The organism is Aliiglaciecola aliphaticivorans (assembly GCF_054782055.1).
Genome location: NZ_BAAGTF010000094.1, coordinates 178,236 through 194,401 on the forward strand (window position 1 = coordinate 178,236; position 16,166 = coordinate 194,401).

11 protein-coding genes are annotated in these 16,166 nt (G+C 42.7%); 8 read left to right on the top strand and 3 right to left on the bottom strand.

The features are described from left to right. Positions 1-16 precede the first annotated feature (16 nt). A complete protein-coding gene (locus ACYVIL_RS21545; RefSeq protein ID WP_460314923.1) occupies positions 17-2,200 on the bottom strand; it encodes a PQQ-dependent dehydrogenase, methanol/ethanol family in 2,184 nt (727 codons plus the stop codon). A 164-nt stretch (positions 2,201-2,364) separates the two neighbouring features. Here ACYVIL_RS21545 and ACYVIL_RS21550 point away from each other — a divergent pair, with 164 nt between their 5' ends. Next, the gene (locus ACYVIL_RS21550; protein ID WP_460314925.1) at positions 2,365-3,345 is read left to right on the top strand and encodes an AraC family transcriptional regulator; all 981 of its coding nucleotides are present in this window, start codon (positions 2,365-2,367) and stop codon (positions 3,343-3,345) included. Positions 3,346-3,422: 77 nt separating this feature from the next. Here the strand turns inward: ACYVIL_RS21550 and ACYVIL_RS21555 are convergent, their stop codons facing one another. Next, complete coding sequence (locus ACYVIL_RS21555) at positions 3,423-4,847, bottom strand: aldehyde dehydrogenase family protein (protein WP_460314927.1); 1,425 nt, start codon at positions 4,845-4,847, stop codon at positions 3,423-3,425. Between the two features lie 476 nt (positions 4,848-5,323). On the opposite strand from ACYVIL_RS21555, the gene ACYVIL_RS21560 reads away from it, so the two are divergent. Beyond that, entirely contained in the window at positions 5,324-5,761 is a 438-nt protein-coding gene (locus ACYVIL_RS21560; RefSeq protein ID WP_303475188.1) for an OsmC family protein, read from the top strand. 534 nt (positions 5,762-6,295) lie between these two features. Next, positions 6,296-6,814, top strand: coding sequence for an acyloxyacyl hydrolase (locus tag ACYVIL_RS21565; protein ID WP_460314946.1), 519 nt, complete (start codon positions 6,296-6,298; stop codon positions 6,812-6,814). A gap of 234 nt (positions 6,815-7,048) precedes the next feature. On the opposite strand, the gene ACYVIL_RS21570 is transcribed toward ACYVIL_RS21565, so the two are convergent. Further along, positions 7,049-7,660, bottom strand: coding sequence for a TetR/AcrR family transcriptional regulator (locus ACYVIL_RS21570; protein ID WP_303475186.1), 612 nt, complete (start codon positions 7,658-7,660; stop codon positions 7,049-7,051). Positions 7,661-8,077: 417 nt separating this feature from the next. Between ACYVIL_RS21570 and ACYVIL_RS21575 the strand changes: the two genes are divergently transcribed. From ACYVIL_RS21575 to ACYVIL_RS21595, 5 genes are all read left to right on the top strand, one after another. Continuing rightward, complete coding sequence (locus tag ACYVIL_RS21575) at positions 8,078-9,325, top strand: efflux RND transporter periplasmic adaptor subunit (protein ID WP_460314930.1); 1,248 nt, start codon at positions 8,078-8,080, stop codon at positions 9,323-9,325. Between the two features lie 10 nt (positions 9,326-9,335). Then, complete coding sequence (locus ACYVIL_RS21580) at positions 9,336-12,518, top strand: efflux RND transporter permease subunit (RefSeq protein ID WP_460314932.1); 3,183 nt, start codon at positions 9,336-9,338, stop codon at positions 12,516-12,518. Beyond that, on the top strand, positions 12,508-13,890 hold the full coding sequence (locus ACYVIL_RS21585) for an efflux transporter outer membrane subunit (protein ID WP_460314934.1): 1,383 nt from the start codon (positions 12,508-12,510) through the stop codon (positions 13,888-13,890). The genes ACYVIL_RS21580 and ACYVIL_RS21585 overlap by 11 nt, the downstream gene beginning before the upstream one ends. A 240-nt stretch (positions 13,891-14,130) precedes the next feature. Beyond that, the gene (locus ACYVIL_RS21590; protein ID WP_460314936.1) at positions 14,131-14,733 is read left to right on the top strand and encodes a TetR/AcrR family transcriptional regulator; all 603 of its coding nucleotides are present in this window, start codon (positions 14,131-14,133) and stop codon (positions 14,731-14,733) included. Between the two features lie 264 nt (positions 14,734-14,997). Further along, positions 14,998-15,942 carry a TolB family protein gene (locus tag ACYVIL_RS21595; protein WP_303475180.1) on the top strand — a complete coding sequence of 315 codons (945 nt, stop codon included), beginning with the start codon at positions 14,998-15,000 and terminating at the stop codon, positions 15,940-15,942. The last annotated feature ends 224 nt before the right edge of the window (positions 15,943-16,166 follow it).

A 16,166-nucleotide genomic window follows, 5' to 3' on the forward strand; every position in this document is an offset into this window, starting at 1 on the left:
TTCACTTAGTTAACGCTTAGATAGTTTCTTCAGCCAACTTATCATGGGCTCGTTTAATAACGTAGGCACGAATGGCTTCCACGTCACTCTCTTCTAAAATTTGCTTAAATGACACCATTCCTTTGGACGATAATGCGCCACCGAGCACCACACTCTTCCACGCTTCTTTGTTCAAGTTGAACGGGCTGTAACGTAAATCGGGTAATACACCGCCAGACACCACAGTATCACCGTGGCAGTTAAAGCAGAATTGCTGATAGGTTGCTCTACCGTGATTTACGATATCGTCACTGGCTGTTTGTGGCGGCGGATTGAGATCTCGCTTTACCACATTTAGCGGAGGGAGTTGTTTATCCCCACCTAATTTAAATACCAGCACGCGATTAACTTTATTGGCAGCAGAGTCGGCAACCGCTTCACCCAGTAATAACGGCATAATACCGCCCCAGCCTGCCAAAATCGCTACATATTGTTCACCGTCTATTGCATAGGTCACAGGCGCCGCAACAATGCCAGTTTGAGCATTAAACGACCACATTTTGTCACCGTTTTTCGCATTATAAGCATTAAAATTACCAATACCATTACCTTGGAATAGTAATCCACCAGCGGTAGACAACGCCCCCCCATTCCAAGACACTTTGTGTTCAACTGACCAAGCCGCTTCTTGTTTCACCGGATCCCATGCCAATAAATAGCCTTTTAGCATTGCTTTAATCGCTTTACGGATATTCACATCTTCAGGCATCGCACCAGCAACACCATCGATACCAAGGTTTACACCGATAGGATTATGTTGGAAGTTGGGATCACTTTGAAAGTTAAAGGGTAAATCCATCGCAGGGATATACACTAACCCCGTATCTGGACTGTAACTCATGGAGTGCCAGCTATGTCCACCAAACGGACTGGGTAAGCCCATGAAATTTTCTTGCTTGTAGCGAGCACCAGGGACCACTGCCGGTCTCCCCGTTTGTTTGTCGACGTGGGTTGCCCAACTGACGTTGACAAAAGGTTCCGCTGACAAAAATTCGCCCGTTTCCCTGTCAAGCACATAGAAAAACCCGTTTTTAGGCGCTTGCATAATCACTTTACGTAACTTGCCATCCAGCTCCATATCGGCTAACACCATTTGTTGAGCAGCGGTATAATCCCAGCTATCTCCAGGTGTTGTTTGATAGTGCCAAACATATTCGCCAGTATCAGGACGCACCGCGACTATTGAAGATAGAAAAAGATTATCGCCACCTTCTGGGCTGCGAATATTTTGATTCCACGGCGAACCATTTCCCACACCTATGTAAAGTAAATTAAGCTCAGGATCATAAGACATGGAGTCCCAAACGGTTCCGCCACCGCCAAGTTTCCACCACTGCCCAGTCCAAGTTTTCGCGGCCATTTCCAAAATGGGATTTTCAAACGGCTTACTAGGATCGCCTGGTACTGTGTAAAAACGCCAATTCTGCGCGCCCGTTTCTGCGTCATAAGCCGACACAAACCCGCGTACACCAAATTCACCACCACCATTACCAATGATGACATTGCCTTTCACCACCCGAGGTGCACCAGTAATGGAGTAAGGAATGTCTGTAGGAGTAGTTTGCACCTCCCATACTAGTGAGCCGTCTTTGGCATTTACTGCCACTAATCTTCCGTCCAGAGTACCCGCAAAAACTTTGTCTGCATAAACGGCAACGCCACGATTAACCACGTCACAGCATAAGTTAACCGCCCACTCTGGGGGCACTTTAGGATCATATTTCCATAATAAACTACCCGTTTTAGCATCTAGGGCGTAAATACGACTCCAGTTTCCGGTAACATACATTACACCATCGACCACTATGGGTGTGGCCTCTAAACCTCGGGTTCCCTGTAAATCAAAATCCCACTGCAAACCTAGATGTTCAATATTATTTAGGTTTATCTGCTCCAACGAACTATATCGTTGCTCTTTATAGGTACCCCCATGGGTTAACCAGTTCTGGGGTTCGGAATCTGCATTAACCAACCTTTCATTCGTAATACCAGGAGTTAGTTGACTTTGCGAGGACACGCCCTGCTGTGTGCTTGGTCTACTTTCAGATAACGACAGGTCGTCTTGCTTTGCGCTGTCACAACCAGATGCCCCCAGTATCGACAGTAAGATGAAAGAAATTTTGATAGTTGATGAGTATTTTTTTAGGAATAGATTACCCATGTGTGGCCCTTTAAATGAGATTCTTATTATTTGACTTAGCACAGTAAAGGATAAAGGAATGACTCACTATCCGAATTCGCCCTCAACTATCCACTTTTGATAACAATTGACAGCAAAGGAACAATGACGTAAAAAAAACAAGACGAACAAAATAAGAAAACAAAATGAACTCCAACGTACCCCTGCATCAGTTTTCTCGGTTTTCGTCGACAAATGTAGATGAAACCTTGAGAAACGTAACCAATGTATTTTGTCCTCATCAGTTTGAACTGCTTGAGCATGCCCGTTCATTTGCAGCGCAGTTAAATGAAGCAAAATTTTCCCAATCAGCCCTTGTATATATTTCCTACGGCACAGCTGTGAACATTCAAACGGAGCAGTTAGGTAATTGTTTTCTCATTCAATCGCCTTGGCAAGGTCAAGCTGAGGTAGCGGTGGAAAATGTCAAAACTCATATTCAACCAGGCATTGCCAGTGTTGTTTCCCCTGAGCAAGCCATGAACATGCGTTGGTCAAATGACTGTAGTTTTTTTACTGTTCGATTAGATAGGCAAAAAGTTGAACGTAAACTCAGCCAATTAATTGGCCACGAATTGCATGCCCCCCTAACCTTTGATACCAAGTTTGATCTAACCACTGCCGAGGGTAAAAGTTGGATGAACGCTGTTAATTTTGCTAAACAGCAATTGGAACTTCCGCTAAATCCCATTATCGCCAAGCCCCTGCTGCAACAAATCGAAGACACCCTATGTTTAATGTTACTGCAACTGCCCCATCATAATTATCGCAATAAACTGGATGCGGGACGCGATAACGTCACACCACGTTCGGTGAAACGGGCGAGAGACTATATTCACGACAATATTCACCTTGAAATTTCCCTAGAACAACTCGCGATGGTTACTGGTGTGGTACCTTCCACCTTAAACAAGCATTTTAGCCATTTCATTGGGCAATCTCCGATGAAATATATTCGAGGGCAAAAATTAGCAGCGGTGCATGAGGTCTTGCAGTCCTCTAATGAGAATGTAAGTGTGACTGATGTGGCGATTAAATATGGCTTTAACCACTTGGGAAGGTTTGCCGAATATTACAAACGCCGGTATGGGGAACTTCCATCGGATACACTTCAACGTTCAAAATAATTGAGAAACAACTGAGTACTTCCTAGCTTATTTAACAAAGGATAGCTTTGCACTCCAAAGCTATCCGATCCAGTAAATTATAGCTTACTGACTTTTATCGTCTGTACCGAGGTGTATTCTTCAAGGCCCAATTGACCAAACTCAACCCCAAGACCAGACTGTTTGACCCCACCAAAAGGAGCATCCGGTTGAACATTGCCATGTTCATTGATCCAAACAGATCCTGTTTCTAAACGCGATGCTAAAGCATAAGCTTGTTTAGTATCCGATGACCAAATTGAACCCCCAAGGCCAAATTGATTGTCATTCGCCATGTTAATCGCATCATCGATGTTGGTGTATTTAATTATGGGCAACACTGGTCCAAATTGTTCTTCATCCACTAACCGTGAACCATTGGATATATCACCAATAATGGTAGGCGGGAAAAAGTAACCATCCCCTTCTCTTACCTTGCCACCAGCCAGAAGCTTGGCACCATTGGCGAGGGCATCTTCAGTCAGCTCAATGACTTTGTCTAATTGCGCTTTATTTTGTACCGGTCCAAATTCAATGCCTTCTTCCATGCCATTTCCCACTTTTACCGTATTGGCAAATTCAACGAGTGCATTGCATACATCATCGTAAATTGATTCATGCACATATAAGCGTTTTAAACAGGCGCATGTTTGACCATTGTTATGGAAACAAGACAAAAATAAGTTTTGAGCTATGGCCTTTATATCCGCATCGGGTAGCACTATGCCAGCATCATTGCCACCTAACTCTAAGGTTAAGCGCTTTAAGTTACTTGAAGCCAAGCCCATTATTTTTTTACCCGTTGGCGTTGAACCGGTGAAGACTATTTTATTGATATCTGGATGGGCTGAAATTGCGTTACCTACGTCTGCATCACCGGTGATCACATTAAGTACACCTGGTGGTAAAACGGTATTGGCTAATTCTACAAATCGCATAGTGGCAACAGGTGTTAAAGGTGACGGTTTAATAATAACTGTGTTACCTGTTTTTAATGCGGGGATAACATGCCAAATAGCGATTAATAATGGCCAGTTCCAAGGGGTGATAGATGCTACCACACCCAAAGGCTTTCGATGTACTTCCACTCTGGCTTCATCATTATCTTGTATTACTTTAACCGGTGTAGAAAAGCTGCAGGTAGCTTGAATCCACGCCATAGAACCACCGACTTCCATGCCCGAACCTATCCCGCCAAAGCCGTTAAAAGGTTTGCCATTCTCTTGAGTTATAAGTCCCATAATCTCAGGCATATTGCTTTCAAGTAAGCCAACCAAGGCGTTCATTTTTTCAATTCTGGTTTCTTCTGGCAGCTGACTCCATTCAGGAAAAGCATTTTTTGCTGCAACAACAGCCTCATCGAGTGTGCTTACATCGCCTAAAGCACAAGTCGCAAACGGCACGCCTAAAGCCGGGTTAATAACATCGAACGTTTTCCCAGATGTGTGGCTTTTGCCATTTATGGTCATGTTAAATTGTTGCATATTTTTATCCTTATTTTTTTCATAAAACAAAATCTAAACTTTTCAGTACATCAAGCTACCTGAATTCGAACGATAAATAAACATTAAATTTCACGTTATATTTCACCTTAAAAGTCACAATACTTTTCAACAAATAGGAAAATATACAATTTTCCTTTCATCGATTGCACCTTGAACATTTAAAAATAGAGAGAAGGAAAAACGGAATAATAGATGGGCTATCACCCCGAAATTGGCTGAGTAAAAAAGGTAAAGACTACAAAAACAGCCTGCAATTTTTACTCAATGCACAAGGAACACTCCCCATAAACGGTAAGTCAAATGCCTGCATTGTCCCCCAAACGGCGCTTTTGGTCAGGTGGAATACCCTTTGCTTATTAATTGCTAACATTACGAACCTGGAAGTAACGAGTGCGACCTCGCGTTTCAGGACATCTTAAATATACGCAAATAGCGTTGCAATTAAGGAGCATAAAATGGCAATTGTTAAATGGGCAACCGCAAAATACGAAGGATTTGGTAAAGACGGTAAAGGTCAGGTCACGATGGAATCAGGTGCCTTGCAGGATCATCCATATGGATTTAACACTCGATTTGAAGATAAATCTGGCACCAACCCCGAAGAGCAGATCGCAGTAGCGCAGGCCTCATGTTTCACCATGGCACTATCAATGGGATTGGCAGAATTGGGGTTCAATAAAGGAACATTGGAAACCAAAGCAGCGATTACGTTGGTGAAAGATGATGACGGTTTTTCCATTACGAAATCTGAAATAACCTTAGATGCACTGGTACTTGGCATGGGTGCAGAGGAATTTGAAAAAGCGGCGGTTGAAGCCAAGCTAAACTGCCCGATTTCAAAGTTGCTAAACTGTGACATCACACTGGATATTACTAGCTTTAACAACAACTAATCGCCAGTTCATGCATTGACGAAGGTAGCCCATTGGGCTACCTCATCAAATTATTGGGTTGATGTCAGACACACTTCTCGAAAATCCCTCCCCCAAAAAAGCGCCCTAAATTATAGGGATTGAACAATTAATTAAAAATACAATTGAAATTACTTACCGACCGGTATATTATTACTTTCATACCAAGTGGTACATTAATACTTAATGCTAGATATAAACGTTATTGGCAATCAATAAATCTATAAATATCAAATACCTGAGCATTACTAGTGCCACCTTCAATTGTGGTATTAGGGTGATTTAGATTTTAGTTATTTGCGACTTTCTGTCATTGCCAAATTCCACGGTTAAACAAATTAAAGTGGTGTGTAAACACTTTACTAGTGGTCACCACAGAAGTTCCTTATGCATGTAATTAACTAAGAGGTACAAAGTTCGAAAATGTACAAAAATCTATCATTTTTATCTGTTCTATCGCGCTTAATAGTCGGTGTATTCATGTTTAACGCATACTTACCTTTAGCCAATGCAGACATGAACGAATTTTCAAACGAGCCAACCTATAACTATGTGAGATCACAAGCTGTTGCCGCGGATCTACTGTTAGGATCTGACGATATCACTGGCGTTCGATTGGCTTACAGGCCTTACGTTTATGAATTAAATGATGTGCCTTTTTTTGATCAACTGGATATTTATTGGGAAGTGAGTGCAAATTTCTGGGAATATGGCGAACATAATAATCATGCAACTAACTTTGTACTCGCCCTTTCTCCTGTAGTGAGTAAAACTTTTTATCACATTGATGACAAATACCCCCTCAAATGGGAATTTGGCATTGGTATATCTATGGTCGACGACACACATTTTGCAGGTAAAGACATTGGCTCACATTATCAGTTTGAAGATAGATTGGGGTTAGTCGTGGATTTTGGAAAGAACTTAAAACAATCCGTATCTGTGCGTTATATGCATTATAGTAACGGGGGTTTAAACAGTAATAATCCTGGCGTAGACTTTTTGAACATCTCTTATGCGTTTAAATTTATTTAAACGCTAGGGTTAATTGGCTGAAGGGTCGTTGCCAAAACTTAACGTCACCATTAGCCCCGACATCTAAAATGTGAATCAATTAAAAAGACTTTAGTATGCGCTGCTGGACATCTAGGTGTTCAGCTAGCTTACAGCGGTTACCCTATCCACAGTATGGAGCTCCTTTGCTAGCAAATTGATGGGCGCTAAACTTTTTCACCTTGCTAGCACCGTCACATCATACAAGTAATAACTTCAGCCCCTGGGGAAACTTGCTAAGGCTAACTGAGCGACCTCATTCAATTGAGCTTCTGTCGCACCGCTGCTGGCTTGAATAGAAATCCCTTGAATTATCGTATTTAAGTAACGAGCTAAAGCGGCAGGATCTGCACTTTTCGGCAAATCACCTTGTTCAATGGCCAATTCAAATCGAGCTTGAACTTTCTCTTGGCTTTGCTGACGACGCTTTATCAGCTCTTCTTTCACACCGGCAGCAGCTTCACTGCAGGCCAATGCACCTTGGACCATCACGCACCCTTGAGGATGAGTTGAATCAGACATATTTTTAGCCGCACCAAGCAGCATCGCTTCTGCTACTTTATAAGCCGTTGGTTGCTCTAATGCGGGTTTAAAAAAGCTGCAAGGACGATTTTCATAAAACTCTATGGCTTGCAGAAACAATTGCTCTTTATTACCAAAAGCAGAGTACATACTGGGTTTATTGATCCCCATAGCACTGGTTAAGTCAGACAATGATGCACCGTCAAACCCTTTAATCCAAAATACCTCTAAGGCTTTTTCAAGCGCAGTTTGCTTATCAAAAGCTCTTGGTCTGCCTACTGCGGCAGAACAACTTGCGGCACTCATAAGTCGCCTCCTAATGTAAATGCTTTGTTATTGTAAACTGGCAAATACCCCTTGTCTATAAAGGGTTATTTACTCTTTAGTACAAAAATCACACCACGCAACAATTAATGGTTTATTGAAAATACCCACTTTGAGGAATGCTGAGTTGAGCTTAACCCTGTATGCGATGGGCGCTGAGGTTAATTTCCTAAGCTTGCACAACCTATCCCCTTTCCTTCCTTTGACTCACCTAAACAAACTTCATTCCCTAGTGATTATAAAAAATCGTTCTTAACTATAAATAAAATAACTTACCGATTAGTACAAAATAGATTGACTGTATGTTTTGTTTCTATATTCTTACCGACCAGTACATAAATATCAAGTATTAAAAATAATCTAACGATGAACATATTAAATTTAAAGGAACTGAGATTCATGATTACAACACACAAGATTCAAAATTGGCTAATGGGTGGCGTAGCCAGCCTAGTGTTAGTTGCTTGTGGCAGCCCCGATGCCTCACAGCATTCTTCCGCTCCCGTTGCTCCGCAAGTTAGTGTTGCTGAAGTAGTTAATGAACGCATTACTGAATTGGATGAGTTCACTGGGCGTTTACAAGCGCCACAAACTGTTACTTTAGTACCACGGGTTTCCGGTTACATTGAAAACGTTTTGTTTGAAGAAGGGACAATTGTCAATAAAGGCGAAGTGTTGTTTCAAATTGATCCGCGTGCATTCCAAGCCGAGGTAGATCGGCTAAAAGCTGATCTTCAAAGCGCCCAAAGCGCATTTATTCAAGCTAAAAATGACTATGATCGCGCTAAAACATTAAGTGAACAACGGGCTTTATCCATTGAAACCCTCGATGGTCGCTTAGCTCGCAAGCAACAAGCGGGTTCGGCCGTCGTGTCAGTAAAAGCCGCATTGGAAAAGGCTGAGCTTGACTTATCTTACACTCGAGTAACCGCACCTATAACCGGACGTGTCTCTTATGCACAAATTACCGAAGGCAATTTCGTCACTGCCGGACAAAGCATTCTAACCAGTTTGGTATCTACAGATAAAATGTATGCTTATTTCGATGTAGATGAGCAAACCTACCTTAAATACACACAACTAGCAGAATCAGGTCAACGTTCAGATACCCGTGATACAAGTGGAAATCCAGTTTACATGGCCTTAGCCAGTGAGACGAACTTTGAACACACAGGCAGTATCGATTTTGTTGATAACGCGGTAAACCAACAAACCGGTACAATTCGAATCCGAGCCAGCTTCCCGAATCATGATCATAGTTTATTACCGGGTTTATTCACCCGCGTGAAGTTAACCGCAAGTAACTCATATGAAGGTATCTTAATTGATGAAAAAGCAGTAGGCACTGATCTAAATAGAAAGTTTGTTTTGCTCGTGAACCAAGACAATCAACTCGAATACCGTAATGTTGTATTGGGAGAAAAGATCTACGGGCTACGCATCGTCACAGATGGTCTAAAGCCTGAAGATATTATTGTCGTAAATGGCTTGCAACGTGTTCGCCCAAATATGCAAATTCAACCTAAATTTGTCGAAATGACCTCAAAAGAGGTGCTTACCGCCCTTCGCCAGCAACAAAAGTTACTTGATCAAGCAAGCAATGAATTAACGGCGCAGACTGACGCTAATTTTATTGATCGTGGCTAAGGGGAAAGCAATGTTCTCGCAATTTTTCATTCGCAGGCCAATTTTTGCAGCTGTCATTTCACTTATTTTCCTGATTGTAGGTGCCATCTCTGTTTGGCAATTGCCGATAACCGAATACCCAGAAGTAGTGCCGCCTACAGTTGTGGTGACTGCCAATTACCCAGGAGCAAACCCAAAAGTTATCGCCGAGACTGTCGCATCACCGTTAGAACAAGAAATCAACGGCGTAGAAAATATGTTGTACATGTCATCGCAAGCTACTTCCGATGGCCGTATGACTTTAACCATTACATTTGCCATTGGCAGTGATGTTGACCTAGCCCAAACTCAAGTGCAAAGTCGTGTAGAGCGTGCAAAACCACGACTGCCGGAGGAAGTACAACGATTAGGAATAACCACAGAGAAATCGTCACCAGATTTAACCATGGTTGTGCATCTAACCTCACCAGATAAACGTTATGACATGCTGTACCTATCTAACTACGCAGTGCTAAACGTGAAAGATGAATTGGCCCGTATTGAGGGAGTGGGTCAAGTTCGAGTATTTGGCGCGGGCGATTACAGTATGCGCGTATGGCTAGATCCAAACAAAGTGGCCGCGTTAGATTTGTCTCCAAACAACATTGTGACCGCTATCCGAGAGCAGAACCAACAAGCTGCTGCTGGTAGTTTAGGCGCGCAACCCAGCGGCAATAGCGACTTTCAATTACTCATCAACGTAAAGGGCCGTTTAGCCAACGTAGAAGAATTTGAAAACATCATAATCAAAGTCGGTGAGCAAGGTCAGATTAGTCGCTTAAAAGATGTGGCACGTGTCGAATTAGGTGCTTCATCATATGCACTTCGTTCCATGTTGGACAATCAAGATGCCGCGGCAATACCCGTATTTCAAGCGTCGGGATCGAATGCGATTCAGATTTCTAACGATGTCCGCAGCAAAATGGCTGAACTGTCCCAAGGCTTTCCTGATGGGTTGAGTTATGAAATTGTTTACGATCCAACCGTATTCGTCCGTGGTTCAATTGAAGCGGTAGTGAAAACACTTCTTGAAGCCATATTATTGGTGGTATTGGTGGTCGTAGTCTTCTTGCAAACATGGCGAGCGTCAATTATTCCCCTTGTGGCTGTACCTGTCTCCTTAGTGGGTACATTTGCGTTCATGCACCTTTTAGGGTTTTCCCTCAATGCACTATCGCTATTTGGTTTGGTATTAGCCATAGGGATTGTAGTAGACGATGCCATAGTTGTAGTAGAGAACGTGGAACGAAATATTGCTGACGGATTATCTCCAGTGGATGCCACACAAAAAGCCATGAAAGAAGTGACAGGACCGATAGTTGCAACCACTTTGGTATTGGCGGCAGTCTTTATCCCAACTGCATTTATGTCTGGTTTAACAGGGCAATTTTACCGCCAATTCGCCTTAACCATCACCATTTCAACCTTTATATCTGCAATCAACTCTTTAACCCTTAGCCCTGCTCTTTCGGCTCTGTTGTTAAAAAGCCATGGCAGCAAGAAAGATCGATTAACCCTGGCTATGGACAAACTATTGGGTGGTTGGTTATTCAATCCATTCAACCGGTTCTTTGCTAAGTTATCCGATGGCTACGGCTGGATAGTGAAAAAAGTACTACGCTTTGGGGTTTTGGTTGGGGTGATTTATATTGGTTTGGTTGGTTTAACCGGTTTACAATTTGCAACCACGCCTACCGGTTATGTGCCTGGCCAAGATAAACAATACTTAGTCGCTTTCGCCCAATTACCGGATGCAGCTTCACTAGAGCGCACTGAACAAGTGATTAAAGAAATGTCGCGGATCGCTCTGCAACAACCTGGCGTCGCCCATTCAGTTGCCTTCCCTGGTTTGAGCATAAATGGTTTAACCAATAGCACCAACAGTGGCGTGGTATTTACCCCATTGGATGACTTTTCCCAGCGAACTGATCCCAGTTTATCAGCTGGCGCAATCGCCGCCGCCCTTAATCAAAAGTTTGCAGCGATTGAAGATGCATACATCGCTATATTCCCGCCGCCGCCAGTCCAGGGCTTAGGCACCATAGGTGGTTTTAGATTACAAATTCAAGACCGCGGAAATTACGGATATGACGAGCTGTACAAGGTAACCATGCAAGTTATGCAAAAAGCTTGGGCAACTCCTGAATTAGCAGGTGTATTCTCAAGTTATCAAATCAATGTACCGCAACTTGATGTGGATATCGATCGCACGAAAGCAAAACAACAGTCAGTTTCATTAGATGAGTTATTTGGCACACTGCAAGGTTATATGGGATCAGTTTACGCAAATGATTTCAATCAGTTTGGCAGAACTTATCAGGTTAATGTGCAAGCCGATGAGCAGTTTAGGCAAACCCCCGAACAAATTGCCCAGCTAAAAGTGCGTAACAATAACGGTGATATGGTTCCCATCGGCTCTTTCATAAACGTGACTAACACCGCTGGCCCTGATCGGGTCATGCATTACAACGGCTTCACCACAGCGGAAATAAATGGTGGTGCGGCGGCTGGCTTCAGTTCAGGTGAAGCGCAAGCAGCGATTGAAAAAATCCTTGCCGAAACCCTGCCCAACGGAATGACTTATGAATGGACCGAAATTACCTATCAACAAATATTAGCCGGAAATGCTGGTGTATATATATTTCCACTCATTATCTTGTTGGTGTTTATGGTTCTGGCGGCACAATACGAAAGCTTAAGTTTACCTTTAGCAATCATTTTAATTATTCCAATGACCTTACTGTCTGCCTTAAGCGGAGTATTGATCGCCGGAGGTGATAACAACATATTTACCCAAATTGGTTTTATTGTACTCGTCGGCCTGGCGACTAAAAATGCCATTTTGATAGTTGAATTCGCCAAAGAATTACAAGACCAAGGTAGAACTGCCTATGAGGCGATCCTTGAGGCTGGCCGGCTGCGCTTGCGTCCAATCTTGATGACATCCATTGCCTTTATCATGGGTGTAGTGCCCATGGTGTTCTCAAGTGGCGCTGGCGCAGAGATGCGTCAAGCTATGGGGGTTGCGGTATTTTCGGGGATGATTGGTGTCACCCTATTTGGTTTGATACTCACCCCACTATTTTATTACATGTTAGCCAAACGAGGTGAACGCAAAACACCTGAATCCACTCCACTAAATACTGCTCATCAGGAGGTTTCTCATGGGGAATAGATTAACAAAAGCCACTGTTGCAGGGTTACTCGTTAGCCTAAGTGCCTGTGCAGTTGGCCCCGATTATACGGCTCCAACCAAGGTAAGTGATGTAACCCTTTCCGGAGATTACCAACAAGCTGAAAACCTCACGAATTGGTGGCAAGCGTTCGGAGATGAAGATCTCAATCGTTTAATTAGCGTGGCCCTTGAAGAGAACCGGACTCTATTTCAAGCCCAAGTTAATGTACTAAGAGCATATTCATTGTTTCGTGATAGTGCTAACGATGTATTGCCCAAAGGTACCCTTGATGCGGGTTATCAGGCAGTGAAAAACCCAACGGTACTAAATAGTGACGATGACACCCTTTACCGCGGTTACACAACAGGTGCGAGCCTAACCTGGGATTTGGATCTATTTGGTAAAGTACGTCGAGCCATAGAAGCCGCTCAAGCAGAAGCACAACAGGCAGATTTATTGTGGCACGATGCAAAAGTGCAAATTATTAGTCAAGTTGCCTCGACCTACGGTGATTATCGAGGCGCACAGTTTCGATTAAAAGTGGCCGAGCAAAATTTACAAAATTTGCATCAAACCCGCGCTATTGTGCAAGCACGCTTTGAGGCTGGCTTTGCTTCTGAGCTAGAATTAGCCCGTATTGACGCGCAATTATTTCAAGTAGAAGCCAGTGTACCGCAAATCCGTTCGCTGTTAGCCCAAGCGGAAGCGACTCTATCGGCTTTACTGGCCAAAAAGCCTGGAAGTTTAGGCCTAGAAAATGAACCTGCACTCCCTCAGCTTTCACACCCTGTAGCTTTGGTGCCGGGTGAAAATTACCTGCGCTACCGTGCCGATGTCGCCAGTTCAGAGCGAGCGTTAGCCGCAACCACTGCGCGCATCGGTATTGCCACTGCAGATCTCTATCCGAATCTGTCAGTCAGTGGATTCCTTGGTTTTATGTCCGGTTCAGGATTAACTTTAGGGGGAGAGACGAAGAGTTGGAGTATTGCTCCAACCCTGAGTTGGCAGGTTGCCGACCTAGGCTCCGTGAAGGCTCGAATACGCCAGGCAGAAGCCAGTGCAGATATAGCGCTTGCGCAATTTGAGCAACAAATATTTGATGCCCTTGCGGACATGCAACTATCACTACAGAATTATAACTATAGTCGCCAGCAACAACTTAGCACCGAATATCAATGGAAAGCGAGCGAACACGCCATGACGATTGCAAAGCAACGTTTTGAGGCGGGTAGTGGCGAGTTTTTGGAGTTATTAGAAGCGCAACGTGATGTGCTGCAAAGTCGTGATCAACTAGCACAACTAGAACAACAAAGTTTTAATCGATTAGTCGATATATATCGTGCATTTGGTGGAGGGATTGCGGTTCTTTAATTGAACCTTTTCCCTGCCAATAAACAAAAGATGCATTCTACACAGTTGGTAATGTGACATAAATTAGCTGTCAGGATCAAAATTCTGGCAGCGAACTCCGCTTTATAAAGTTGTATTTCACACCTGAAAACAACCAAACCCCATTGTTAAATTAAAATCAAATTTCGACGTTTTTTAGCCCTTCAATTTTCCGTACCGAGTGGTATAATAAACACCTTAATATTTTTCTAGGTAGTCATTATGGCAAGTGGTCGTAAAAGAGAGTTTGACTCTGAAGCAGCATTAGATGCTGCTATGCATGTCTTTTGGCAGAAAGGATATATAGGTGCATCTTTGATGGATTTAACTGACAGCATGAACATTAGTAAACCTAGTATGTATCGCGCTTTTGGTAATAAAGAATCATTGTTTGTGAAAACAACCCAACGCTACATTGACACAAAAATGAAAGCACACCTTAGATTATTATTCGACGAAGGGGTTCCTTTAAAACAACGACTGAAAAACCATATGATGTCCATAGTAGATATGCAGTGTAGCTCAGAACTTTCAAAGGGCTGCTACTTAGTATTGTGCCAATCGGAATTGGTAAGCGGTGTGATCCCCAAAGAGGCAGAACAAATCCTCTTAGAAGCAGAAGCTATGCCCATGCAATTGTACACAGATTTATTCCAACGCGATCCTGAAGCAATTGAATTAGGTTTAAATCAACACGCCCACGCCAACAGCCTTAGTTTGTACACTATGCTAAAAGGCACTGCAAGTATGGCCCGCTCTGGGGTCACTAAATCAGAACTTGAACAATCTATCGACCGCATTATTAACGGTATAGGTCTGCACTAAAGCGCACTAGTGTCATTATCTAGGGAAACTGTCGGACGCATTAGCAAACGACTTTGTCGATATGGCATTAGCGATTAGCGTTTTTTGAATAATCTGATCAAATGAAAGTCACAAGTTAGGGTTCAGGAGGCATTCGACGTCGTTACAAGTCATCAATTTAGTTAAACGACTTAATTTTCAGGGCGAGTTAACGACTTTCGACAATAGAAATCATTAAACTGACTCCTACTCAAGTTCAAAACTAGTTTTTAAGGATAACGTTGAATGCTGAACAAACAAGTTAACGGAATGAAAATACTGCTCACCATTGTTATTCTTAGTTTAACGGTTTCGAGTCAAGCCAATGAAAAAGTTACGTCTCAGCCTTTATCCATTATTTATGGATTTAAAGAAGCAAATAACAAATCAATTTATTTGAGCGATGAGCAAGGGAAACTACGGATAAAAGTCGTAGATGCGACTAAAAGTGATGGCTACCCATCTGTTTCGCCTACTGGAAAGCAAATAGCTTTTTACGGCAAATACGACGATCACAATACATGGTCAATTCACACTGCAGAAATAGATGGCAGTAATATGCGCCGCTTGACCAATGTAAAAAATGTTTGGGATAGTGCTCCTGCTTGGTCTCCTGATGGAGAAACTATTACATTTGCTAGAGAGTACAAAAATGTAAACGGTGACTGGCAAGAAGAAGTTTGGCTGATGAACGCCGACGGAACTAATCAGCGCCAAATTAAAGCATTAGAAGGGCGTGCCCCTGAATTTATGCAAGATGGACGACTGCTCTTTCAATCTAAGGCCAGCCCAAGTCAAATTAGCATTGCTAATATCGATGGTAGCAATGTGATTCAGCTGACCAATGATGATACAAATAATATGTCTCCTAAAATCTCACCAGATGGTTCGCAAATCGCTTACCTTTCAAATAGAGATGGCAATCAAGAGGTATACATCATGGATCTTGATGGTTCTAACCAGAAACGACTAACATTTAATCGTGTTGAAGAGTGGGATCCAGCTTGGTCTGCTGACGGTTCCAAGGTCTTTTTCTCATCGCAGAATGTCCATGGTTTTTATGATATCTACAAAGTAAATAAGGATGGTTCATCCATTCAGAAAATCTTGAATAATGGCTCTCAATCTGCAACTGTGTATCAGTTGAATAAAAGCTATTTAGAAAAGTTAGTTAAAACGAGGCAAAAATAAAAACAACACATAGAATATGTGTTTTTCTGAGTGGCCGCGATTGGGTGTGAGTTCAATTGGTCAATGCAACACTTAGACGACAGACGGCTTCGAGCGAAATATAGTCTTTCAACCTTAATTATCTACACTTAGATTGTTTAGGTTATGTGCTCATTACATACGAATATTGAGCGATATTCATTTGATGATTTCTGCTTTTCTTTCGATGCAATGAGTCACTTTAC

Excerpts from the sequence above, each read along its gene's own strand:
- ACYVIL_RS21545 (WP_460314923.1), bottom strand. The coding sequence starts at position 2,200 with ATGGGTAATCTATTCCTAAAAAAATACTCATCAACTATCAAAATTTCT.
- ACYVIL_RS21550 (WP_460314925.1), top strand. The coding sequence starts at position 2,365 with ATGAACTCCAACGTACCCCTGCATCAGTTTTCTCGGTTTTCGTCGACA.
- ACYVIL_RS21555 (WP_460314927.1), bottom strand. The coding sequence starts at position 4,847 with ATGCAACAATTTAACATGACCATAAATGGCAAAAGCCACACATCTGGG.
- ACYVIL_RS21560 (WP_303475188.1), top strand. The coding sequence starts at position 5,324 with ATGGCAATTGTTAAATGGGCAACCGCAAAATACGAAGGATTTGGTAAA.
- ACYVIL_RS21565 (WP_460314946.1), top strand. The coding sequence starts at position 6,296 with ATGAACGAATTTTCAAACGAGCCAACCTATAACTATGTGAGATCACAA.
- ACYVIL_RS21570 (WP_303475186.1), bottom strand. The coding sequence starts at position 7,660 with ATGAGTGCCGCAAGTTGTTCTGCCGCAGTAGGCAGACCAAGAGCTTTT.
- ACYVIL_RS21575 (WP_460314930.1), top strand. The coding sequence starts at position 8,078 with ATGATTACAACACACAAGATTCAAAATTGGCTAATGGGTGGCGTAGCC.
- ACYVIL_RS21580 (WP_460314932.1), top strand. The coding sequence starts at position 9,336 with ATGTTCTCGCAATTTTTCATTCGCAGGCCAATTTTTGCAGCTGTCATT.
- ACYVIL_RS21585 (WP_460314934.1), top strand. The coding sequence starts at position 12,508 with ATGGGGAATAGATTAACAAAAGCCACTGTTGCAGGGTTACTCGTTAGC.
- ACYVIL_RS21590 (WP_460314936.1), top strand. The coding sequence starts at position 14,131 with ATGGCAAGTGGTCGTAAAAGAGAGTTTGACTCTGAAGCAGCATTAGAT.
- ACYVIL_RS21595 (WP_303475180.1), top strand. The coding sequence starts at position 14,998 with ATGCTGAACAAACAAGTTAACGGAATGAAAATACTGCTCACCATTGTT.